Source organism: Paralimibaculum aggregatum (assembly GCF_030270585.1).
Classification (GTDB): domain Bacteria; phylum Pseudomonadota; class Alphaproteobacteria; order Rhodobacterales; family Rhodobacteraceae; genus Thermohalobaculum; species Thermohalobaculum aggregatum.
The window spans coordinates 1-23,175 of sequence record NZ_BSYI01000061.1 but is presented as its reverse complement, the minus strand read 5'-3'; the positions used below and the strand labels follow the sequence as shown (position 1 = coordinate 23,175).

At 64.4% G+C, this 23,175-nt stretch carries 10 protein-coding genes, 5 pseudogenes and 4 CRISPR repeat arrays; of the genes and pseudogenes, 6 read left to right on the top strand and 9 right to left on the bottom strand.

The window, feature by feature from the left end:
• Positions 1-363: 363 nt before the first annotated feature.
• The 4 genes and pseudogenes from QSJ97_RS22725 to QSJ97_RS22715 all read left to right on the top strand — a co-directional run bounded on the left by QSJ97_RS22725 (position 364) and on the right by QSJ97_RS22715 (position 3,505).
• Positions 364-1,383, top strand: coding sequence for an IS110 family RNA-guided transposase (locus QSJ97_RS22725; RefSeq protein WP_285674664.1), 1,020 nt, complete (start codon positions 364-366; stop codon positions 1,381-1,383).
• 189 nt (positions 1,384-1,572) lie between these two features.
• Positions 1,573-2,129, top strand: a pseudogene (locus QSJ97_RS22720) (transposase); the annotation flags it as partial.
• Positions 2,130-2,373: 244 nt separating this feature from the next.
• A pseudogene (locus QSJ97_RS25115) lies at positions 2,374-2,523 on the top strand (transposase); the annotation flags it as partial.
• Between the two features lie 214 nt (positions 2,524-2,737).
• A complete protein-coding gene (locus QSJ97_RS22715) occupies positions 2,738-3,505 on the top strand; it encodes a transposase (RefSeq protein ID WP_285674662.1) in 768 nt (255 codons plus the stop codon).
• Between the two features lie 479 nt (positions 3,506-3,984).
• On the opposite strand, the gene cas2 is transcribed toward QSJ97_RS22715, so the two are convergent.
• From cas2 to QSJ97_RS22685, 6 genes are all read right to left on the bottom strand, one after another.
• Positions 3,985-4,275 carry a CRISPR-associated endonuclease Cas2 gene (gene cas2, locus QSJ97_RS22710; RefSeq protein ID WP_352231137.1) on the bottom strand — a complete coding sequence of 97 codons (291 nt, stop codon included), beginning with the start codon at positions 4,273-4,275 and terminating at the stop codon, positions 3,985-3,987.
• Positions 4,276-4,527: 252 nt separating this feature from the next.
• Positions 4,528-5,471: direct repeats of the CRISPR family, unit length 37 nt; unit sequence GTTCGGACGCCATGACCGCGAAACAGCGGATTGAGAC.
• A 72-nt stretch (positions 5,472-5,543) separates the two neighbouring features.
• Positions 5,544-7,565: a CRISPR-associated endonuclease Cas1 gene (cas1, locus tag QSJ97_RS22705; RefSeq protein WP_285674660.1), complete on the bottom strand. Its 2,022-nt coding sequence runs from the start codon at positions 7,563-7,565 to the stop codon at positions 5,544-5,546.
• A gap of 201 nt (positions 7,566-7,766) precedes the next feature.
• Positions 7,767-8,494: a CRISPR direct-repeat array (repeat unit 37 nt; unit sequence GTCCGGACCCCATGACCGCGAAACAGCGGATTGAGAC).
• Between the two features lie 87 nt (positions 8,495-8,581).
• Entirely contained in the window at positions 8,582-10,648 is a 2,067-nt protein-coding gene (locus tag QSJ97_RS22700) for a TIGR03986 family type III CRISPR-associated RAMP protein (RefSeq protein ID WP_285674657.1), read from the bottom strand.
• Positions 10,641-11,966, bottom strand: coding sequence for an RAMP superfamily CRISPR-associated protein (locus QSJ97_RS22695; RefSeq protein ID WP_285674655.1), 1,326 nt, complete (start codon positions 11,964-11,966; stop codon positions 10,641-10,643). The genes QSJ97_RS22700 and QSJ97_RS22695 overlap by 8 nt, the downstream gene beginning before the upstream one ends.
• Entirely contained in the window at positions 11,963-13,723 is a 1,761-nt protein-coding gene (locus QSJ97_RS22690) for an RAMP superfamily CRISPR-associated protein (RefSeq protein WP_285674652.1), read from the bottom strand. The genes QSJ97_RS22695 and QSJ97_RS22690 overlap by 4 nt, the downstream gene beginning before the upstream one ends.
• Complete coding sequence (locus QSJ97_RS22685; protein ID WP_285674650.1) at positions 13,720-15,708, bottom strand: Cas10/Cmr2 second palm domain-containing protein; 1,989 nt, start codon at positions 15,706-15,708, stop codon at positions 13,720-13,722. Before QSJ97_RS22685 ends, QSJ97_RS22690 begins: the two co-directional genes overlap by 4 nt.
• 393 nt (positions 15,709-16,101) lie before the next feature.
• A CRISPR array of direct repeats spans positions 16,102-16,854; the repeat unit is 37 nt; unit sequence GTTGGCCAACCATGACCGCGAGACAGCGGATTGAGAC.
• 217 nt (positions 16,855-17,071) lie between these two features.
• Between QSJ97_RS22685 and QSJ97_RS22680 the strand changes: the two genes are divergently transcribed.
• Positions 17,072-18,925, top strand: a complete 1,854-nt coding sequence (locus QSJ97_RS22680; protein ID WP_285674648.1) for a magnesium transporter CorA family protein — start codon at positions 17,072-17,074, stop codon at positions 18,923-18,925.
• Positions 18,926-19,163: 238 nt separating this feature from the next.
• Positions 19,164-20,486: direct repeats of the CRISPR family, unit length 37 nt; unit sequence GTCCGGACGCCATGACCGCGAAACAGCGGATTGAGAC.
• Positions 20,487-20,630: 144 nt separating this feature from the next.
• Here QSJ97_RS22680 and QSJ97_RS22675 read toward each other — a convergent pair.
• Entirely contained in the window at positions 20,631-21,626 is a 996-nt protein-coding gene (locus tag QSJ97_RS22675; RefSeq protein ID WP_285674646.1) for a hypothetical protein, read from the bottom strand.
• A 193-nt stretch (positions 21,627-21,819) separates the two neighbouring features.
• On the opposite strand from QSJ97_RS22675, the pseudogene QSJ97_RS22670 reads away from it, so the two are divergent.
• Positions 21,820-22,089 (top strand): annotated as a pseudogene (locus QSJ97_RS22670) (integrase core domain-containing protein); the annotation flags it as partial.
• A 170-nt stretch (positions 22,090-22,259) separates the two neighbouring features.
• Here the strand turns inward: QSJ97_RS22670 and QSJ97_RS22665 are convergent.
• Positions 22,260-22,613: pseudogene (locus QSJ97_RS22665) on the bottom strand (ATP-binding protein); the annotation flags it as partial.
• Between the two features lie 205 nt (positions 22,614-22,818).
• A pseudogene (locus tag QSJ97_RS25205) lies at positions 22,819-23,175 on the bottom strand (hypothetical protein); the annotation flags it as partial.

Here is a 23,175-nt window from a genome sequence, read left to right as displayed (position 1 = left end):
GCGCGGTACGGAAACTGCAGACACCGATGACCGCCTCGACGCCTGGGAGGAGCGCGCCGCCATCCGCGAACATGACGGCGGCCAGCCAAGACAAGAAGCAGAACAGGATGCCACCGCTGAGTTCGGCGCCAACGTCATCGACCTCCGCGCCGCTGCCTACAGCAAGCACTGAAACCAGCTGACCCTGCCCCCTGAAATGCCCTCGTTCGGAGGTTAGTCTGTCACCAACGAAGGAGACGGACGCATGCGCAAGAGCAGGTTCGGCGATGAAATGGGGTATTCGGTTCGCGAACGGTGGACGGGTTGCTCTCAGCCCGGTGACGACCTGAGGTGGACCGGCGAGTTCATCTCATGGAGGGAAGCATGGGCTTTTCTGTCGGTCTGGACGTTTCACTGGAGTCAGTTTCGATCTGCATCGTCGATGATGCTGGCTGCATCGTTTCGGAAGCGCGCGTTGATGGCGACCCGGACGCAGTGCTCGATGCGCTGAGGTTGCAGGCTGATCGTATCTCGCGGATCGGCCTCGAGGCAGGGCCGACCTCGGAGTGGATCGCGGGTCGGCTTCTGGAAGCCGGGTTGCCTGTCGTCTGCCTCGAGACACGGCATGTGAAAGCCGCACTGTCCGCGATGACCGTGAAAACGGATCGCAATGACGCCCGGGGGCTGGCTCAGATCGTGCGCAGCGGCTGGTTCAAGGCGGTCCATCTGAAGTCCGCTGATGGCCAGCGGCTTCGGACGCTCGCGGCGGCCAGAAAGGTTATGGTCCGTGCGGTTACCGCCAATGAGCAGGCGATCCGAGGCCTGCTTCGCCCGTTCGGATTGAAGGTCGGCGCCGTCACTCGCAGGAGATTTGGCGACCGTGTCCGCAGCCTGACTGGCTCTGATCCCTTGCTTGCGACCATCGTCGAGCCGCTGCTACGCGCGCACGACCGCCTTCGCCTGGAGCTCGCGGAGCTGCATCGGCTCGTCCTTCGCGCCGTCCGCACCGATACCGTCTGCGGACGCCTGATGACGATGCCCGGGATCGGTCCTGTCACGGCGCTGACGTTCCGGGCCACGGTGGACGACCCGACCCGCTTCAGAAGATCACGGGCGGTCGGAGCCTATCTCGGTCTGACGCCACGACGCTATCAATCGGGCGAGACCGACCGTGTCGGGCGCATCACCAAGGTCGGCGACGGCGAGACACGGACGGCGCTGTTCGAAGCGGCGAACGTCATCTTGCGACCGACGACGCGTTGGCCCGCGATGAAGGCATGGGCCATGCGCATCGCGGATCGCCAAGGTGCCCGACGCGCGAAGGTCGCTCTCGCACGGCGCATGGCCGTGATCCTGCACCGGATGTGGATCGACGAAACGGACTTCCGCTGGTCGGCGGCCTGAGCGACCGTCCCGCCGGAGGCTGAGCGCTCGATGCAGGGCGCGGTCTGGACGAGTTCGCATGATCTGTCGTCGCCGCAATCGCGAGCACGCCGAAGAGCTCTGAACCGCTCAGACCCACGGACACCATCATGCTGGCGGCCCTGGCGCCGACCGCGAACAGAAGCAAAGAACCTGCATCGGTCGTGACGCTTGACGGGAAACCACCGAATACAGAAGCAGATCATTGCGGTCATCAAGGAGCACTAGGCGGGACCCGGCGTGGCCGAGCTGTGCCGGCGGCACGGGATCAGCGACGCCACATTCTACAAGTGGCGGTCGCGCTACGACGGCAAGGAGGTTTTGGAGGCGCGGCGGCTGAAGAGCCTGAAGAGCGAGAATGCCAAGCTGAAGCGCTTGCTCGCGGACGCCATGCACGATGTCTCGACGCTTCGCGAGGTGCTCGGAAAGGACTTCCGACGCCCAGGACAAGGAGAGATGCCGTGCCCTGGACCATCGCCGAGAAGGGGTACTCGCAGAGGCGGGCGTGCGGACTCGTCGGGATCGCCCCGAAGACCGACCGATACGCTTCGCGGCGGCCGGACGATAGAATGCTGAGAAAGGGGCTGCGCGACCTGGCACACGCATGGCGCCGGCAAGGCGATCGGCGTCTGCACATCCTGCTGCGCCGCGACGGCGTGGCGATCAATCACGATAAGCTTTTCCGCCTCTACCGGAAGGAAAGCCTCACCGTGCGTCGACGGGGCGGGGGAAATGTCCCGGAAATTTGTGTATCGGGCGGCTGCGCGCGGAGCGATTTGCGTGGCGCAGCGTGCGGCCGTGGTGGCCGCCGCGCTTCTTCGCAGTCTGAGGTTGTCGAAGCCGAAGACGGCGAAGGAGCGCACGATGACCGAGACCATGATCGAGCTTCCCGGCGTGATCGCCAGGAGCGACGACGCCGGGTTTCTGCGTGAACCGATCCGGGACGCGGCGTAGCGGCTGGCGGGTATCGCGGTGTCCGCGGTGTGCGGCGCCGGCCAGGGCGAGCGAACTCCGAAGCGGGAGAACCGGCGCACCGGCTGCCGGCCCCGACAGCGGGGCACTCGGGCCGGCACGATCGGGCCGTACATCCCGAAGCTGCGCCGCGGCCCGCAGCGGCCCGTGCTTCCCGAGCGTCCTCGAGCCGCGCCGGATGGCCGAGAAGGCGCCGATGGCGGTCATCCGGGATGCCTGTATCCAGGGCGTCTCGCCTGTGCCGTCGATGGCCTCGTTCGGGCCGCGGGGCTGGCCGGCACCTCGCGGAGCCGGGTTTCGCGGCCTTGCGGGGCCGAACCATTGACCGCCATTGGTCCGAGGACAACGGCGAAGGGACGGGCGGGTGACCGCGTTGCTCGAGCGCCCACCCGAGGAGGACCGGCCCTTGCCCTGGCCGGACGCGACCCGTGTGAAGCTGCGCGGGAACCACCGGATCGTCTCGATGGCGGTGATGGCGGCGATGATGGTGGCGGTCGCGGTGCGCACCGACGGGCGGCGCGAAATGCCAGGGATCGCTGCGATGCCGTCAGAAGCCGAGATTTTCTGGTCCGACGCTCTGCGCTCCCTGACCCTTCGTGGCCTGCGCGGCGTGCAGGTGGTGACCGGCGCCGCGCACAAGGGGCCGAAGGCCGCCGCAGGGAAGGGTCCCGGCGCCGGCTGGCAAGGCTGCCGCGTGCATGTCCAACGGAACCTGCCGGCCCGCCCGGGCAAGACCGGCAAGCCGATGGCGAGCGCCGCGGTGATGACGGTCCTCGCCGGGAAGGGCCGCGACCATGCCCATGCCCGCTGGCGCGAGGTCGCCGACAGCCTGCGCGGGCGGTTCCGTGGCGTGACCGAGCCGATGGAGCAAGCCGAGCATGACGTGCTGGCCTGCATGGCCCTCGATGAGACCCTGCGCGCCAGGCTGCACGGCACCAATCCGCCAGAGCGCGCGGACAAGGAGATCGGGCGGCGCACCGATGCCGTCGGGATCTTCCTCGACCGCGAGGCCGTCCACCCCCTGGCCGGCGTCCTCTTGCCCGAGGGGACGACGAGCGGGCCATCCGCCTCCGCTCCATGCCGGCGGAAAAGCCGAGCGGCCTCTGCGACGCCCACGAGCAGGCGGCAATGATCGCCGCAGACCGAGAGAGCGACACCAACTGTGAAGTGGCCGGTGGACATCCGCTCCTGCACCACCTCCCGGGACACTACCCCGTCTCCGGCGAGGAGGGGCCTTGCCAAGCGACCCGCAAGGGTCTCGAGTTCAGCTGAGCTCACCCCGAAGACGGTCGCCCGGAGATAGCAACTGGCGCTGCCACCGCCCGCTCAATAGCGCAAATGCTCCACACCGCTGCCGGGCGTCAGGAATGGATCGAGAAACCGCTCAAGCGCCGCGCCGCGGTAGCCCGGGCCGTAATTGCCGAGAGCTCGGCACCACACGCCAGTCTGGCCTCGTCCGTGCAATGATCGCCGAGGCCCCCAGATCATTCCCGTGGATGGAAAAGCGTGCCCCGTCACGCAGTCACGCAGTCATGCCGCCTGCCCCCATCCACCCAGGCCCCGACCAGTCCGCCCATCGGCGCCTGTCCCGCCTGCCGTTACCCGGCGCCGCTAGAGCAGCCAATAACCCTCGGCCGGCTCGAACGGCGCACCATCACCATAGACACGGCTCCGCGCCAACCCGTCCGCACCCACCGCATAGACCCTGAGACTGTCCCCCGGACCAAGCAGGGCGGCGATGCGCTGGCCCACGGCCGCCGCCTTCTGCCGCGTCATCCGGACCTCGAACACCGAATACTGCACCCGCGTCGCCGCCGCCTCCAGCAGTTTCGCAACCCGCCGCCGTCGCGCGGCCTCCGACACGTCATAGGTGAAAACCGTCAGCATCTCTCCCCGGCTCATCCGCCCCCTCCGCTGCACGCGCTGCTGGACAGCTGATGCCGCCATGGGCAATTCTCGCAGAAATCTTCCTGCCGATGGTCGAAATCACCGCACATCGACCTTGGAGAACGGGCAACATCTTGACCTAAAACCGAAAAGCCTTGCATGTTTACACATTCGACGTCAGAATCGCCCCAGAGGATGCAAAGAACTGCGCCAGGAACGGAGGCTAGCCAAAATCGAACAACGAAATCAACCATATCCAGAAGGCCAGTTCGGACGCCATGACCGCGAAACAGCGGATTGAGACACGGCGGTACTCCGCCGCCTCTTTTTTTGCCGTGTTCGGACGCCATGACCGCGAAACAGCGGATTGAGACACAGGTGCCGGAGCGGATCGATCAGGTTTCCGCGTTCGGACGCCATGACCGCGAAACAGCGGATTGAGACGTGGTAGAGGACATCGAGCGACTCCTCGAGCTTGTGTTCGGACGCCATGACCGCGAAACAGCGGATTGAGACGACGTCGGCGGTGTCGGTGCCGGTGCGAAGAAGTTCGGACGCCATGACCGCGAAACAGCGGATTGAGACGCGAGCGATGCGTGCAGGAAAGACCTGAACATGTTCGGACGCCATGACCGCGAAACAGCGGATTGAGACCTCGCGGATGCGAGCTTGAGCCTTTTCGAGGTTCGGACGCCATGACCGCGAAACAGCGGATTGAGACGCATCCATTTGGCTCGGTGCTCACACCGTTTTTGTTCGGACGCCATGACCGCGAAACAGCGGATTGAGACGCGGGCACGCTCGAGCGGCGTCAGCCGGTCGAGTTCGGACGCCATGACCGCGAAACAGCGGATTGAGACCTCGACCCGCCGGAGGAGGGTGCGGGATGCACGTTCGGACGCCATGACCGCGAAACAGCGGATTGAGACCAAGGTCTCGTTGAGCGTTGCACGCTGGTGCGAGAGTTCGGACGCCATGACCGCGAAACAGCGGATTGAGACCTCTCGGCATGTGCGGGCAGTCGAAACCGGCTGGTTCGGACGCCATGACCGCGAAACAGCGGATTGAGACGCGGGGGGCGGCATGCGGACGTCCAGCCGGTCGTGTTCGGACGCCATGACCGCGAAACAGCGGATTGAGACAGAAGATTTTCACCGTCTGAGGCAGAGACCCTGTTCGGACGCCATGACCGCGAAACAGCGGATCGAGACGGGCCACCTTCGGCGCAGACCATGGCCGACGGCGGCTGAGCCGGCACGGGCTTTGCCGCTGGCCGCGGCCGGTCAGGCGTGGATCACAAGGGGCTCGAAGGGCTTGCCTTGCGGGTCGCGGCAATGGGCGGCGTAGGCGCCGGCCTCCTCCTCCATCTGGCCGCGCCAGGTGCGGCGGCGGCCGGATCGGGGGTTCTTGACGACCCGGCTTGCCGCCGTCTCGTAGCCGCGAATGATGGCCAGGCGCGCGTCGCGCCCGATGCGCACCGAGCCGTCCGCCACCTCGAACATCGTGGTCTTGAGCCTGCCCTGGTTGAACAGCGTTGCCGCAAGACCCTCCGCCAGCGGTGCGCGGAAGCCCTCGATCAGATCCCAGGTGCAGGCCTCGCCGCCGTCCCGCGCGACATGCAGTACTCCGATGCCGGGATGCAGGCCGCGCCGCATCAGCGCGGTGCGGATGTCGCGGATGAGAAGCGCCGTCAGATAGTTGAGAGCCGCGTTGAACGGATCGTTAGCGGGGCGCGATCTGCGCAGCGGTGTCGGCGCGCCGGCTGCCAGGCGCCCCAGCGCCGGCCAGTAGAGCGCACCGGCCTCTCCTTCGTGCCCGCGAAGCGCCGCCACCGTCCCGGCTCGCGGCAGTTTTCGGATGATGCGCCCGATCGTGCGAACCGCGGCGAAAATCTCCGCATCCTTGGGCGTGCGGTTGAGGCGCTGGAGCTGCGCGCGCTGGTTTCTGAGGCGGCCATCGACTATTCTCCGGGCGAGATCGGCCGCCAGCGCCGGATCGAGCGCCATCCGCGCCTGCGCAATGTGCAGCGTGGCGCGATCCAGACTACCCGCAGAGGTCAGCCAGCCCAGCGTCTCCCCGTGACCGTTCAAGAACGCCAGCTCGGTTCCGGTCCCGAGCGCATGACGCAGCGCCTCGAGTTCCGCATCCGCCCGGGGGCCGAGCTCGATGCGATCGACCCGCGTCGGCGCGATGGCGATCAACTCGCGCTCCTCTTCCCCGCGGACCGAAAAGGACAGGTTGCGCAGGACCAGCCGGCGCCCGTCGCCATCGAGATGAAGAACGCGCTGGCCACGATCATAGCCACCCGCCCGCTCTTCGGCCTCTACCACATCCCGGGCGCGCGCGGCCTGCACCTCCGTTCTGTCTTCGCGGCCGATGTCGCGGAGCAGCTCGACCGCGTCTTCCTCCGGATCGGCAACCTGACGCAGCACGAGCGAACGCACGAAGAGATGCCCGAGAAAGCGGAACCCCCGATCGAAATCGACAATGCGCGTTCCCTCGGAATGGATCTCGAGCCCGGCCTCGGTGAGAGCCCGACGAGCTTTGTCGAGCGCCTTGCCCGCCAAGGCCTCGCTTCGGCACAGGACCAGGAAATCGTCGGCGTAGCGCACCAGGCGTATTCCGGGGCCGGTCGTAGCCTCGTCGAGCGCGTCGAGATGCAGGTTCGCCAGCAATGGCGACAGCGGCGAGCCTTGGGCGAGACCAATACCGGGCGTGCCCATCACCGCTCCGGCCTGTTCCAGCCAGAGACCGACGAGATCCACCACCCGGCTCGCCCCGGCGCGTCCCTCGAGCTCGGCCTCAAGCCGTGCGAGAACTAGGTCGTGCGGGATCCGCTCGAAGCACCGCCGGATATCGGCCTCCACGACATGGGTGAAGCCTTGCTTTCGGTACGCTTCGACGGCGCGGATCGCGGTCTCGACGCCACGGCCGGGCCGATAGCCGTGGCTGGCCTCGTCGAAGCCCGGATCGAGGATTGGGCCGAGCACGAAGGCGGCGGCGGTCTGCACGACCCGGTCTTCGACTGACGGAATCGCGAGCGGACGAGTCTCCCCACCCTTCTTCGGGATGTGCAGTACGCGCAGGTCCCGCGGCCGATAGGTGCCCGCCGCGATGAGGCGCGACAGCAGGATCAACCGCTTGGAAGCGCGGGCGCGGAACGCCTCGACGGTTTCTCCGTCGCCTCCAGCGCAGCCCATGTTGCTGCGCACCCTGTCCCAGGCCCGGTCGAGGATGTCGAGCCTGGCGACCCTCGCGAAGATGTCGGCGCGTGATGCGTTGGGGGCTGGCCTGGCACGTGGCATTGCGGCATCCTCTGCGTGGCAGCGGGGCGTTCGATTTGGCGTTTTTCCGTTGGAAAGTGGATAACCGTATGAGTATGCCCAATTTTGCGGTCTTCGTTAACGAGAGTCTTGCTATCTTGAGGCAAACGGGCGAAGTTTAACGACGCAACATTGGAGAACCACGGAGGAAATCTGACAATAACAAAAGGTTGCGAGGGGTGAGTCCGGACCCCATGACCGCGAAACAGCGGATTGAGACGTGCCCTCCCCGTTCCGAAACCGCGCCGCCGCGTCCGGACCCCATGACCGCGAAACAGCGGATTGAGACACCTTTGAAGCCGCCTTGCTTGGTCTTTTTGCGTCCGGACCCCATGACCGCGAAACAGCGGATTGAGACTTGGCCGTTCGGCCTATTCGCAGCCTACCTCGTCCGGACCCCATGACCGCGAAACAGCGGATTGAGACTTTCTTGTCAGGAAGACGAGTACGTTTTCCAGGTCCGGACCCCATGACCGCGAAACAGCGGATTGAGACCGAACCTCCGGTCGATGTAGAACTTCTCGCGGTCCGGACCCCATGACCGCGAAACAGCGGATTGAGACTTCTGTTTTGACGATTTTGACGATTTCTTTGATGTCCGGACCCCATGACCGCGAAACAGCGGATTGAGACGACTGGCATCAGGTCTTTGGTGTCGAGTGAAGTCCGGACCCCATGACCGCGAAACAGCGGATTGAGACATGCGGTGTGCGGTCTCGATAGCCAGACCCCGAGTCCGGACCCCATGACCGCGAAACAGCGGATTGAGACACCAAGGTGACGATCATAATCAGAGCAAACGTGTCCGGACCCCATGACCGCGAAACAGCGGATTGAGACCCAGCTCCCGGTGAAGCGGTGGACCGAGAACTTGGTCCGGACCCCATGACCGCGAAACAGCGGATTTGCACGCGAGGGTCAATGCCTGCGCTGTGGGAACGCGATCTGCGCTCGGGCCCAGTCTTGGTGAGTAACCGGTCCTTGCGGAAGTGGCCTCGTCAACCGTCCGAGGCGCCGGGATAGCCTGGCAGGCCGACGAAATCCGGCTCACCGGCTCGGTCCGGCGCGGGCTTGCCCTGCAGACCGCGCTGCTTCGCCGCGGCCTTGACCCCGGTATGTCCCTTCAATATGGCTTCGGCATCGTCCGTATTGCCTATGGCCGGGAACTTCAGGCGATCCAGAAGTTGGGCACCCGTCGGTGCATGGGCGATGCCGCGCAAGCGCCGGAGGGTCTCGATCTCGTCGACATGCCCGACATCGAGGCTCTCCCGCAGCCAGTTCTCAAACGCTTCGATGCAGGTCGCAAAGCTCGCCCTCTCGCCCGACACGACGCGCTCGAGCGAGGTCTCATCACCCTTGATCTCGAGCTTCAGCTGCCCGAACCCCCAAGGCCTTGCCCGACCGAGCATGTGGCGATGACCTATGTCCTCCTGCGGAGAGCCGAAGGTCAGCGCCCAGAGCAGCGCGCCCATCTCTATCTCCGTAAGATTGTGTACCCGGATCTCGCCTTCGAAGACCGTGCCCGCCTTCAGGAACCGCAGGGTCGTCTCCATCCGATCCTCACGTCCTTGCGTCTGGGCATTCGCTGCGTTGGCATGCACCCTAGGGAGCCTCATCGCCTGATTCCGGGCGGGATAGCGCTTTCGCCCGGCAACGACCGCGGCGGGATTGTTATAGTCTACCGGGTGCTTTGCCGCGCCACGAGGTTTCAGATAGTAGGGCCAGAAGCTCGCACGGGGCTGCGTCGCGGCCCATCGCCGGGTTTGCGCCTCGAGCTGTTCATCTCCCTGCTCGCTTGTCGCGAAGCCAAAGCGCACCCGGGATTTCAGGGATCGCTCCTGTGGATTGCGGCTGTGCGGATTGGAAGCGGCTCCGTGCTGCGGGGCCCAGCCGAAGATTGCCTGGGCTAGGTCGTATGCAGTGCCATCAACTTGCGGGTAGCGCGCGATGATCTCCTTGAGGCCGTTGCCGTAGGTGTATCGCAGGAATGGGGTCAGTGAGAGGATCACCACATTCCGCGACGGTTCGGACTGCTTGGCCTTTCGCGGATCCTTGGGGTTGTGCCAGAATACTGGGATCGAGAATGCGTTCGGACGTGCAAGTTGCTCGTCGAAGGCAGGAATCCGACCCTTTTGGCCTTTGCGCCAGCTGTCCCAGTTTTCGGCGAATTCACTGGCCCGGCCCGACTGTGTAAGTGCGGTGAAGTTTGCCCCCGGATCGCCAATGTGAACGTTCGAGTCCCTGTGTTGCGCCAGAACGAAGCGCTCGACCAGCCGCTGGTTGATCGGATAGATATTGCTTGGGAGATCGTTCGGCCAGAAGAAGAGATGTTCATGCTGCTTTCTATGTTTCGGAGGAACCCGATTGAGTTGGTCCACCTGATCTTCGCTCGCCGTCTGACCTGCGACTACGCATTGTGCGCGCCGGTTCGGGTGGCCGAATACTGTAGCGTCGACAATGCCGTAACGACCAGTGCCTAGCAGGCGTGTCAATCGTTCATGCATGTTGGCGTTGTGCCAGTCGGCTTCAGCCATGCCACCGACCCAGGTGAGCACGTCGTTGAAATGCACCCGTTGCACATCACTTGCGGCAACGAGCTTGAATCCCTCGGGCGTGATGAAGAGCCAACCGCCGCCGAGGCGCATGTGCTGGTTCGGCGCAACCTCGCTCGTCCAGGTCGGGTCCTTGAAGTCCCGGGTCGCGGCGGCGCAGTCATCGACGAAGTTGAGACGGGCGAAGGCCACGCATTCGAGCACCGCGCGGATCATGCCCCGGATGCTGCTGCCCGGAATGATCCAGGAGCCGTCCGGCGTTCGAGCCGGGGTGTCGTTAGCATCGCCTGCCCCTCCGACGAGAACCGGGGTCTCGCTTGTCAGCCTGTAGGCGAGGTGCCCGCTGATCGCGGTGTCCACCGGCCGATCATGGCGCGGCTCGCAGGGAGCCAAGAGCACTCGATCGCCGGTTGGAACCATCGAATAAGGAGCCCGCAGGGGCACCTCGCGTGGCGGCCCGCCTCGCTCCGTGAACGTCGTCGCCGCTTGGCGGAACCTCAACTGATCAGACATCTTTCGGCTCCTTCGCGCTGTCCTTGACCACCGTCACCTTGAACCAGCCGAACCCCTTCGTGGTGGCGTGCCCAAGCTCGAGGCCGCCGCCGTCTTTGATGATATCCGCGAGAAGAGCGTCGAGCTGCTCTGGAGCGCACCCGCGGATCAGGAACGTGGCCCGGAACTTCGGCTTCCAATGAGCATTGCGGGCGAACAGGAAGCCGTCGCGGGTCGCGCCGGTGACGCGGTCAAGAGAGTTGGAGGTGAGCTTCATCTGGCTGCCCGGATCCGTGCAGCGCAGATCAATCAGATCTAGACGGCTACGCCAACCGGTCACGCCAAAGAGCTGCTCGACCCAGGAAAGATCCCGATCGGCCTCCTCGCGGCTCGTCACCTTGCGCCTGCCGCCCAAGGCTTGCGCTAGCTTGTGATCGTCCATCGCCACATCGTCCGCGCGATTGCCATCGGCTCCGCGCGCCCGGACCACCTCGGCCAACCATGCGGCCCGGCTGCGCAGCGCGCCGATCAGGGTCTCGGGGTGCATCCAGGGCCTACCGTTACGCATCAGCGGCTGCGCGACATTGCACGCGCCACTCTCGCCATCGCCGCCGATCTTTAAGATAGAAATGTACGGGCCTTCACATTCGAGATCGACCACGATCCTGCGCGGGCCCGGCTCGGCTCCGCTCGTCGCATCGGCCAAAACGTTGATGTCACGGACCAGCTTGGCCATGGTCTGACCGTCCACCTCGAGACTGCGCATCTCCCCCGACGCATCCGCAGAGATCTCGAGGATACTGAGGCGCGCAATATCGAGCGAGAGCAGGCCATGGCCTTTCGAGGTCCCCTTTCCGAGGCAGATGCCCTGGCAGAGTGGCGCCAGTACATGCGCCAGCTCGTCGATCGTGTCGCTCAGCCAGTCGGCGGCGAAGGCGAAGGTCATCCCCTCGGGCAACATCTCGCGTTCGAAGAGATGGTTCTCTAGCGCGGCCCCGGTCACCCGATCGATCGAGACGTGCTTGTCGCATCTCGGTGCGTCATGGCCTTTGCTCGCCGGCGCGTTCTCCATCCAGAGGCGCGCCGCCTTGCCGCGGCCGTTCTTGTGCTCCGAGGCCTCTCCGAGGAACTCCGTCGCGCGATCGAGCCGAGCCCGCAGCGCTCCCTTCAGGCTCGACGCCGGGATCAACGGCGCGCCATCTCGCGCGCGCATCACTGCGACACGCTCCCGACGCTCATCGTTCTCGTCCCTGTATTCGATCCGCCGGGAGCCCCCGATATGAAGGTCACGTTCGAGCCGCAGCACCGATTCGATGCGGTAGCGTTTGCCATACATCATGTGCCCGCCCCCTTCAGAGACAGGCCTCGGGCAAGCGTCGCGTGATCGACAAGATCATGGCACACCTGCCCATACCCGTTCTCGCGCAGAAATGGCGTCCGCTGCCAATCTTCGCTGTAGCAGTCGGCCGGTGGCAGCCCATGCGCGAGCACCTGGGCAGCGAGCGCGGCATCTTCAACGCTCACGCGCAACACCGAGCCGGGTAGTGTGACCAGCCATGGCGAATAACCGCCACTCTCCGGAGGATACCGCAAGGCAAGATATCCCCCGCGCAACTCCTCCCGGGTGAACGACCGCTCGAGCTTCAGGCCTAGGCGGGCCAAGGTGCTGGCATAGGCATCGAATAAGGTCGTTCCCTTGCGCAAATCTTCGGGGTTCAGCAACGCGGCCTCGGTTATCAGGCAGAGATTGTAATAGCTTCCCGGCTCTAGAACGGACGCCGCCGCCGCCGGCTGCCACGATGTCGCGGTGATGATCGCTTGGGTTTTGCCGAGCCACGGAATCCCAATCTTCGCGATCGCCAGCACCTGCTGCAGGACCGCAGCATCGCCAGCGATCTCCCCGACCCAGCGATGCCCGCCCGGGCGCACGGCAATCGCCGAGAAAAGCTGGCCGCCCTCCTGGCCGGCAACTGCAGAAGCCACTGCCTGATCCTCGTCGATGTAGCGGGCACCAAGCGTCTCCGCATCGATCGCGGTGCGCGATCGGCCGGCCTTCTCCGGCTCCACATCGGGCCAGCCGAGAGCTGTCTTGACGGCGGCGCGCTCGGCCTCCTTCCAGTCGCCCTGAAACCGATGCGGCTCCCGCTTCGTCTCGACATCGCCGAGGAGATGGCACCAGGCGCTCCCGGAGGCGATCGAAATAGACAAGGGGATCGGTCGGCGCCAGGCGGTCGGCGCGCTGTCACTGGCAGGAAAGGCATGGCTGATGCGGATCGCCGAGAGCTGCTCGGGCGCGATCGTCGAGCGCGCCATGAGCGCCGCAAGCGCCCCCTTGATCGCACCGCCAGGAATGATCTCGTCCCCAATGACCAAGTTTCCGGACTCCCGGCTTGCGTTCACTAGAAACGGGCGGTCAATCTGCCACTCGATCGTGAGCCGGGCCGCAGTCGGCTCGGCATCGGCAGGCCGGACCGCAGCCGGCGCGCCGATCTTCCAGGAGCCCGGCTTCACCCGGCCGTAGCCGACGCTCTTCATGCCACCGATCGCGAACACGCGCTCAGCCGCCCTTGCGATGAGTTCGCGGGTCTTCGCCGCATCCTCAGATGCGCGCAGCAGAATATCCCCTGCGAAGGTCACTTCCGTTCCAAACGAGAACGGGCATTCGACAAAGAGCAGATTTCCTTCGCGGACGGATCCCAGATCCTCGTCAATTTCTATTCGTACTGCCGGATCGCCCACCCAAGGCGCATCCGAACCGGTTGCCGGCGGCTCGGGCGTGCAGGCACATATCGCGAGGTCCCCAACGCTGACGCTGCCTCGATGCGGAACATTGGCATCCGTCCAATCAGGCCCTCTGGCAGAGCTCTCGCTGCCCAGAAGCTCGGCGATGCGGCTGCGAGCGATATGCGTCTCCTCGGCCATCGCTTCGAGCGCCGCGCGGAGGTGGCCCTTGACATGTGTCCCGGGCAGGATGAGGCGCTTCTTGGCATCACGTGCAAGGCGGATATCCTGCCCCGTGCCCGCGGCTTCATCGCCGGGGATGGCCCAGGGCGAGATCACGGTCACCGAGACCGGCAGGCGCCAGTAGAGAGTCATGATGCGCCGCTCCCTGCATGCGCCGCGCGGTCGCCGGTTAGACCATGGATGTAGTCGTAGAACACGCTCAGCCGACACAGCGCTCCAAACAAGGCGCCGTGGCCGGCTCGAGCAAATCTCTGCCCCGGCGCGGGGGGCGCCGCCGCCTCGATCTCGGGTAGGGCGTCCGTAAGATCCGTCGATCGTCCGACGCGGTCGATCTCCGTCAAGATCCACGCCTCAATATCCGCCAGCCTGGCCTGCTTCCGCGCGACAGCCGCATCGGCGCAAGCCTCGGTGGCCGGCCTGTCGCCGGTATCGGACGCCTCGCGCGTCTGGCCGCGATCTGCCGCCTCCAGCCTGCGCATCCCCTCGAAAACGAACCGATGCAGCGTGCTTCTGCCGATCGAGCGATCAAGCGCGGTCTTCGCCTGCGCCATAGTGTCGAGATCCGCGGCACCGAGCACCTGGCCGGCCAACTCAGCGGCATCGCCAAAGAGGCTGTTCCAATAGCTCGAGGCGTTCAGATGGACACGGTCTACACCTTCGAAGGCCATGACATTCAGCCGCGTCGCAGACCGGTCCCCCTTGGCCCCGTCCGCCATAGCATCAGCGGCCGTCCTCACCTGCGAGATCGGCGCATCATGCGGAGCAAAGGCAAGGCCGATCGAAAAGGTTAGGGGCTTGCCCTTGTGATCAGTCCAGCCACCCGTCTCGGCCACGACGAGCCGCGCAAACTCCCAGCCTACCCAGGCCGGACAGACGAAGCCGAACTCGTCGCCGCCCCAAAGCAACGTTTCGAAGCGCGCTACGACGCCGTCAGCAGTGGCGAGTTGCAAGGCATTTTCGGCCGCGACCCAGCAGATGATCCGCGCCAGAAGCCGGGCCTTGAGTTGATCCAGACGATCCGAAAAGGCCCGGTACGCGTCAAAGTCTTCGGCACCCGAACGCCGCTTGCCAAAGGCATTCCCATCCATCCACAGAACCGTCATGCCGGCGCGCACGCTGGCCGACAGCTGCTTCGGAGGATCTGCCACAAGCTCTTCAAAATCCCCTGCGAAATCGTGCAGGCCCTCGAGCGCCGCTTGCCCCCGCGCGATCTCGTCGCAATCTTCCCCGGCCGCCGCGGCAGCCTCTTCGAGGATCCGCGCGTAGAAGTTCCGCTTCTCTCTCCGGCCGATCTCGAACCGGCGCTCGGCGCTCTTCGAGGTCGGGCGCTTCTTCACGCGGCTCTTGGCATCTGCCCCGAATCGGCGGGTGTAGTGGCAAACGGCTTGCTCGGCGGAGGTTCCGGCGAGGCTTGGGCGCGGCGGGATCGGGCAGTTGAGCGCTGCCATCTGCTGCCGGGCGAGATCGGTCTCGAGCGCCGCGATTACCGGCCCGGGCTTGTCTTGGCCGGCATCGGATGGGCGATGCACCGCAACGCCGAACTGGAAGAGATCAAAGGGCCAGTTGTCGCGCTCACTGGCGAGATAGTCCCGAATGTGCCTGGTGATTGCGTCCGCCTGCTTGTCCTCAAGCGGTCGCTGCCCCTGTTGCACAGCCTGCCCGGCACGCCGCAGGATCTCAGCCGCCACCCGTTCCACCAAGATCTCGTCCAGGGTCTCTGCGCCGGCATTCAGCAGAAGGTTTCGCGCGGCGTCGCGCAAGGCCGCATCGCTGATACCGGCTTCCTTGAGCCCCGGCAGGATCTCATTGACGGCATTTCCGAACCGTGTCCTGTTCTTGAAGCCCGCGGGAACATCGTTTAGCTTCTCCGGCTCGATCGCCAGCGCGAGCCCGCCGGCCCGCGTGCAGGCGCGGAAGAAGAGTTCCGATGCCGCCTGCTGAATGACATCGAATTCCACATCGGGGAACTCAGCCTCGAGATGTGCCCGCAGCAGAGACGGCATCGCCAGCAGCGTGAGCGAGCCGCCCCGATTGATCGACAGATCCTGCGTGTCCATCAGAAACGGACCGAAATCCCGCGGTGCAACTTTGAAATACGTGAAAATTGACTGGGTCATCTGAAGTGAATTCGGTTCCCTGTTTCAAACACAATTCTCTGCGTCGCGCCCGCCCGGTCGTTGCAGCGCCGCCACGTCATCACCTTGCGTAAAGCCTTCGCGAAGCGATGCCACATGTCAAGCGGCGTCGCCGCGCGCGACTTCGATCCGGCCGGCTCTCTCGGCGCTGGACAGTGCCGGCGCAAGCCGGGCACCCTCTCCCATGGTCGCATAACAGCCGCGCCGCGAGAGGGGAATCAGGCTTGGAATCTTGGCAAATGCATGCAACGACAAAGGAACTTCTGGCATGTTAACCTTGAACCTTGCGAATCGACCGCCCAACTGGCCGTGACGACGACGGCCATTGAATCGGAGGGAGAAAAATCAATCAAATCAAGGCGCTCCAGAAGGCCAGTTGGCCAACCATGACCGCGAGACAGCGGATTGAGACGTGATAGGCGTGGCCAATCCGCCACCCTGCCGCGTTGGCCAACCATGACCGCGAGACAGCGGATTGAGACTTGGACATGGTTGATGGGCCTTCCTTGTCTCTGAGTTGGCCAACCATGACCGCGAGACAGCGGATTGAGACTCCGGGCTGCCGTCGTAGACGGCACTCATCCAGGTTGGCCAACCATGACCGCGAGACAGCGGATTGAGACTCTGGAAGTAGTCCGCTGCAATGCCAGCAACTGCGTTCAGTTGGCCAACCATGACCGCGAGACAGCGGATTGAGACTAGCCCTCCTGTATTTTTCAGCGCGGCTATGAGTTGGCCAACCATGACCGCGAGACAGCGGATTGAGACGCCGCGACTCCAGGCTGTTGCCGTTCGAGAAATCGTACGTGTTGGCCAACCATGACCGCGAGACAGCGGATTGAGACTTCTTGAACTGGCCCGGATGGGCCTTCATGAACTTGTTGGCCAACCATGACCGCGAGACAGCGGATTGAGACCTGGCGCTTGAAGCTCTCGCAGATCTTCAAGTTGGCCAACCATGACCGCGAGACAGCGGATTGAGACCTGTTCTGCTTGATCTTGTTTTTGGTCCTTTTTGAGTTGGCCAACCATGACCGCGAGACAGCGGATTGAGACAAGCCCACGCCGATGCCGAGCGCCTTGCTGGTCGCGTTGGCCAACCATGACCGCGAGACAGCGGATTGAGACGGAGCGAAAGACGCGCGCATGCGGCAGTGCTGCCCCGGAACCGAAGTCACCGGCACAGTGGATGCTGCGCAGCGGCGAACTTGACTGCGCCGGTCGCACCTCGCAGGATGGCCCCTGCAATGTTGCCGGCGCGGCAAGTCTGCTCGGGAACGGGGTGCGGTCGAGGCGGCATTCTCCCCGCAAACGATGGCGCTCGTCATTTCAGGAACAACGCGATATGACCGAGGCAGCTTCCGATGGCGAAAAGCATTCATGCACCGAAGTGCCGCCCGCGAGTGAAGCGGGGGCAGAGCAAGGTGCGACAGGCGTGACACGGGAAGGGTCGAAGGCTCCAAAGGTCGGACCACTTTGCGCCGGGAACTTTCCGGTCGCGCTCTTCCGGCAGACCCTGCTCTGGCCGCTGGTGCTGGATAGCGAGCCCGACGAGGGTTGGTTCGAGAAGGAGTGCAATCGTCTTTCAGGCAGCGAGGCATGGACTCTCTGCGAAGATCCGCTTGAACTGATCCCCGACGAGGATGGAACCGGCGTCTACGAAGAGGCCGTCTACTTTCACGATTTCGTCCGGAATTTTCTCTATCGCAAGGATGCCGATGCGCCGATGCGGGTCTACAGCCGCAATGGGCCCGCGGCGCTGACCGCGGTAATTGACGGGACCGAACGGCGCTTCGCCGTTCAGCACTGTGCGCTGCACCTGTTCGAACTTGGCGTGGCGATCCTGAGCCTGGATCTGGACTTCGTGAGCGACGCGCAAGATCTGACGATGGCCGATGCCCAGAAAATCATTGACCGTCTGCGCCGCGCCTATGCGCCGTTCTGGTTTGGCGATCGCAATCCTGGCTACTGCCCCACCGAGGTGTTTCTCGACGACGAACCCTGCGGTTTGGGCCGCCTCGAGACGCGCAGCGCCGCGCTTGCGGCATTGAAGAAGCGTTCCGCGGGGCCGGATCGGCTGGTTGAGCCGCTGTTTCCCTGGTGGAGCAGACTTCTTGCACCGCTCGCGGTCGCGGGCAGCGATGCCCAGCCGAATCCCGGCGCTGCGTCTTTCCGGCAAGTGCTGGACGAGCGGATCCCCCTCATGACCACGCTCCAACTGGCACAGTTGACGCCGCCAGACGCGCACGCACCGGCCGATCCGGCGCGCGTGCTGGAGCTGGTATCGGAAGGCGACTGGTTCCGCCTTGCCGGCGCCGATGGGGCAGACGATCACGCCTATCCCTACAACCCCGAATTTCTACGGAGTCGCTCGGACAACCTGTTCTACGATCGCTTCATGGCCTCACCCGATACCGATCGGAATGGAGCCACCCGGTTCCTGTTCATGGGCTACCACTTTGCCGCTGTGGGCAGCGGCAACTTCTTCCGGGACTACGTCGCGGGGCACATGCGCCGGCACTATCGCCAGATGAACCTCATCGCCTATCTGGAGTTCGCAGCTCTCCTGATGCTCTCGAACCGCCTGAGCCGTGCCGCGAGACTCAAGGACTCGGAAGAGCGGCGACGCGCAATCATCACGGTCGAGAAGGACTTCCTTGTCTTCACGCATCGCTACCGCTTCACCGGTGTCTCCAACCAATTGCAGGCGCGCGAGATGTTCGATCAGCTTCGCAGGAGCATGGGGCTTGACCTCCTATACAAGGAGGTCAAGGAAGAGATTGACACCGCGGCGCAGTTCGCCTTGGCCGAAGAACAGCACGAGCAGTCCGAGACGGTTCTCACCCTCACCGAGATTGCCACCCTCGGGCTCGTGCTGAGCGTGATCGTGGGCGCATTCGGCATGAACATCGTCGTGGACACCGAGCGCTGGGGCCTGCCCGGCGAAATCGCTCTCTTCGGGCTCACGGTTGCCATCCTGTCCGGCGCCACCGCGCTCCTCCTGGGCGCATGGCCGGCCCTCTCGGGCGAGCGCCCAGGATTGGTTCGGGTTCGGCGCCCGCTCTATGTCCTGACAATCATAGGCTTTATCATGTTTTTCGCAGTTTTGATCTGGGAGGGATTTACGTCCTCTGGGCCCATTGCTTCGGCGGATCCGCCCGAGGCCTCGGGCGGATCCGCAGAGCATCCGAAGGAGTGAGTTCGCTGCGTGGAAAAACGGCAAGACTCACGGACCCGAGACCGTTCTCGGCGGTGCAGAACGCGCTGCGAACAGGCACTTTGCCCTTGGAATCTCGATTTCCCCATGAGAATGAACGGTTTTGATACCTCCATTAACGAATTTCTTGCGTTTTTTCTCTGATTGGGTCAGGCTGAACACGGCAAGTTTGGAAAGACCCGAAAGGATATGCGTGATACCAGTGGCTTGCAGACGGTAAGTCCGGACGCCATGACCGCGAAACAGCGGATTGAGACCTGGAGGTCAAACGCGTGGTCGACAAACACGTCCGGACGCCATGACCGCGAAACAGCGGATTGAGACAAGGCGGCGTCCCGCACCCGCTCCGACACCGAGTCCGGACGCCATGACCGCGAAACAGCGGATTGAGACACGCGGACGCGTCCGTGGCCGAGGTTGGCGGTGTCCGGACGCCATGTCCGCGAAACAGCGGATTGAGACCCCCCTCGGAGTCCTCGGGCCAGATCCCGCGTCCGGACGCCATGACCGCGAAACAGCGGATTGAGACCAGCTGAAACGCTCCATCTTTGCTCCACTTATCGTCCGGACGCCATGACCGCGAAACAGCGGATTGAGACTTCTCTCGGACATCTCTGCCCTCCTCTTTTTTTGTCCGGACGCCATGACCGCGAAACAGCGGATTGAGACCTGGTAGGGCGCGGTCATCGCATCCTGCAGCTGCGTCCGGACGCCATGACCGCGAAACAGCGGATTGAGACGCGTCGGAGCTGGGCTCGACGCGGACGCGGACGCGTGTCCGGACGCCATGACCGCGAAACAGCGGATTGAGACGCGGTGCGTGCCGGCGCCGGTCTCGGTCTCGTCCGGACGCCATGACCGCGAAACAGCGGATTGAGACGGTGCCGCCGTTGGTGGTCGCATCGCGGTAGGTCACGTCCGGACGCCATGACCGCGAAACAGCGGATTGAGACGCGGCGACCACATCGGAAACGATGCGCTTCCACGCATCGAGTCCGGACGCCATGACCGCGAAACAGCGGATTGAGACCCGTTCAGGGACGTCGACTCCACATCCATGTGTGTCCGGACGCCATGACCGCGAAACAGCGGATTGAGACGGAGATTCCAGGGCAGAGCCAGCCCAGAGTCTTCGTCCGGACGCCATGACCGCGAAACAGCGGATTGAGACAGTGACCAATCTTTCCTTCGAGAAACGTGAGCGGAGCGGCGGCAATCGCTGCCCACGTCCGGACGCCATGACCGCGAAACAGCGGATTGAGACAGGAACCACCGCCTTGTCTTCATGTCTTGCGTCCGGACGCCATGACCGCGAAACAGCGGATTGAGACGTGTGGGCCGTTGTAGCCCAGGAACGCCCTTCGTCCGGACGCCATGACCGCGAAACAGCGGATTGAGACATCCGAGGGTCATCCACGTGGCGCAGGAGGTTGAGTCCGGACGCCATGACCGCGAAACAGCGGATTGAGACGCGGAGGGCCAGGGCCCACCCGCGGCTAAACTTCCGTCCGGACGCCATGACCGCGAAACAGCGGATTGAGACCGATATCGCTGGCTAGCCCAACCGGGACGGGATCTTGGGGTATGCGCGCCGGCCGAGCAGTGCATGCGGTGGAGACCGAGTGGGTTTGCCAGCGAGATGTGCCGGCACTCATCGGTCTATACCAAACCGGGATCCGTGAACTTTCTAGCCGGCGTGGGGATGCAAACGGTAGCTGCCGTTGCCGAGCCGGGTGCTGGCTCCGACATAGGTGTATTCGCCAAGCGCGATCAGCGTCGCCATAACCGGGCTCATGGGTGGCAGGATGAGCACTCCGCGCCGGCCCACAACCGGGTAGCTTCGAGCTTGCAGCCGAGAGCCTTGCCGGCGCCTGCGCTCGCCGCGATCGATCCACTGGGCGGTGGCCCCGATGGCGTGAGCCTCGTCGAGTAATTCCTCGGTGCCTTCGGCGAGATCGGCTCCGTGCCAGAGCGCCAAGCCCTTGATGCGCTTGACCAGACCTTTGAGAAGGGTTGCGGGCTCGAAGTGCGGCATGCTGCCTTTCTTCTGCGAGACCTGATCAGGGAACTCGAGAACTGCTCCGCCGGTCAAATCCGGCACTGGGACACCCAGGCTCGCTCGGACCGACCTGTCGGAGATCCCGATCGGCTCTCGTATCGGCCGACCATTGGGGCCGCGGCGATCGAGCCCGACCCTCAGCGCGCGCACGAGCCCGTCCGTTGCCTCACCGGCCCAGCTCTCGGCCGCGCCGAACAGGGTCAACATGACGAGAAGATCGCCGCGATCCACATCGACCGCGAAGACGTAGGGTTTTGGCAGATCGAAGCCCGGCAGATGCCGCCCGTAGCTCGTGAAGAAGATCGAGAGCGCGCAGGGCGTCTCCCAAGAGCAGGACCGTTCGGCTATGGCTTCTGGCGACGCCACTTCTTCGAGCGCATTGCCCCAGCCGCCCCGGATCTTGCCTACGAGCTTTGGGTCCTTCAGACGCCGGGCCTCGCCTCGACAGCGCAGCAAGATCCGCGTCATGCGCCATTCCGCAGCAAGCGCTGCAATTTCGATGCGCTGCTCCAGCGCATTGTCGAGGAAAGCCCCGATCTGGCCCTCGGCACGGATCGAGGCGCCAGCAGGCTCGCGGGTGTCGCCGTGCGGGCTGGCTTTCTCGTCTCTGTCGTCGTGGGGCATCGATCGGCGCCATCCCTCGCTAGCGTCGCAGCCGATTGTCGAGCTTGGAGCTCGGCGGGCGGTTCGACCAGCAATGCAGCTCATGCGTCAGCCGCGCTCAATGTTCTGCCGTGTCGAGGGAGAAAAGCAACCCTGGCTCATCGGCCTCCGCGCAATGGCCGCTGCCGCTGCACCCGGATCGAAAGGTCAAGTCGGGCAGACGGTGAGACGGCAGACGCAGGGCAAGATCGAGCGATGGCATCAGACCCTGAAGAACAGGATCCTGCTCAAAAACTACTACCTGCCGGGCGCCCTCGAGCAGGCCATCGGCGGGTTCATCGATCACGACAACAACGTCCGATGCCACGAAAGCCTCGGCAACATAACCCCGGCTGACGCCCATTACGGGTGCGGACCCGCCATCCTGGAGGAGAGGAGGCGCATCAAGGAGAGGACCTTGAGGGAGCGACGCTTGCTCAAATAGCAGGCGGCCGCATACTCGAAAACATTAGAGTCAGGAGCCTCCGCAGCGAAAGCCTGCTTCAAGGCCCAAAATATCTGACAACGGACACCCATCACGCTGATGCTGCGCCGCGCATGGCGGGGAGTTTGGAGCGTTCTTTCGTCGTCCTCGCTGACACCTGCGTCGCGGGTCTTGCGGAGCGACGGGCCGTTGAGCGGGAGTCTGTGAGCGTTGTGGATGAGCCGATCGAGGATAGCGTCGGCGAAGGTGGGCTCTCGACCACCGCGTGCCAGGCGTCGACCGGGAGCTGGTTGGTGATGACCGTGGAGCCCGCCTGATAGCGGTCCTCGACAACCTCCATCAGATCCCGGCGCTGGCCGGCGGTGAGGTGGTCGGGGGCCCCAGTCGTCGAGGATCAGCGGATCCGCCTTTGTGAGCTGGCGGAAGAGCCGGGGGAAACGGCCATCGCCATGGGCGAGCTCGAGCTCGGCGAAGAGCCGTGGCAGGCGGTGATACAGGACGGACTTGCCACCCCTACAGGCCTTCTGCCCGGGCCGGATGATCGCGGTGTCGTAAGGGGCGGCGAGATCAGCATAGGTCCGATTGACCCGGAGCTCGTAAATGTAGGCCTTTGTGACCCCGGCCTTCAAATTGTCGGAGACCAGTTGTCCGGGCGCCGCCGAAGAACGCGAGCATCCGCAGGTGGCGCGCGATCCAGCCGGGCAGCGTTTGCGTCCAGGGCGCCTCGACCTAGGTGTAGTTTGAGGCGCCTGGTACGCCGACGAAGATCTGAGCCTGGCGGACCTCGCCCGTGGTGCCGTCGATGATATCGAGCGCGTCGCCGGGATAGTCCACGACGGCCCGCTCGCCGGCGAAGTGATGCTGTCGCATCGTGGGCGACGGTCGCCCTTTCCACCGCCGGTACAACTCACAAAAAATCGGCTGTATCCGCGATGTCTTCGGAGTGCTTTGACGCAAGGGCACATTTCGATGCCGTTTGAGAACCAGCCCCGTGCCCGCGAGGTTGCTCGGCGCCTCGCAGGTCTCTCGATGCTCCGATGGCGAGAACCGCTTCACGCACCCCGAGCAGGCTACCTCGTTTAGCAC

Coding starts and splice junctions, on each gene's coding strand:
- QSJ97_RS22725 (WP_285674664.1), top strand. CDS start 364: ATGGGCTTTTCTGTCGGTCTGGACGTTTCACTGGAGTCAGTTTCGATC.
- cas2 (WP_352231137.1), bottom strand. CDS start 4,275: ATGAGCCGGGGAGAGATGCTGACGGTTTTCACCTATGACGTGTCGGAG.
- cas1 (WP_285674660.1), bottom strand. CDS start 7,565: ATGCCACGTGCCAGGCCAGCCCCCAACGCATCACGCGCCGACATCTTC.
- QSJ97_RS22700 (WP_285674657.1), bottom strand. CDS start 10,648: ATGTCTGATCAGTTGAGGTTCCGCCAAGCGGCGACGACGTTCACGGAG.
- QSJ97_RS22695 (WP_285674655.1), bottom strand. CDS start 11,966: ATGATGTATGGCAAACGCTACCGCATCGAATCGGTGCTGCGGCTCGAA.
- QSJ97_RS22690 (WP_285674652.1), bottom strand. CDS start 13,723: ATGACTCTCTACTGGCGCCTGCCGGTCTCGGTGACCGTGATCTCGCCC.
- QSJ97_RS22685 (WP_285674650.1), bottom strand. CDS start 15,708: ATGACCCAGTCAATTTTCACGTATTTCAAAGTTGCACCGCGGGATTTC.
- QSJ97_RS22680 (WP_285674648.1), top strand. CDS start 17,072: ATGACCGAGGCAGCTTCCGATGGCGAAAAGCATTCATGCACCGAAGTG.
- QSJ97_RS22675 (WP_285674646.1), bottom strand. CDS start 21,626: ATGCCCCACGACGACAGAGACGAGAAAGCCAGCCCGCACGGCGACACC.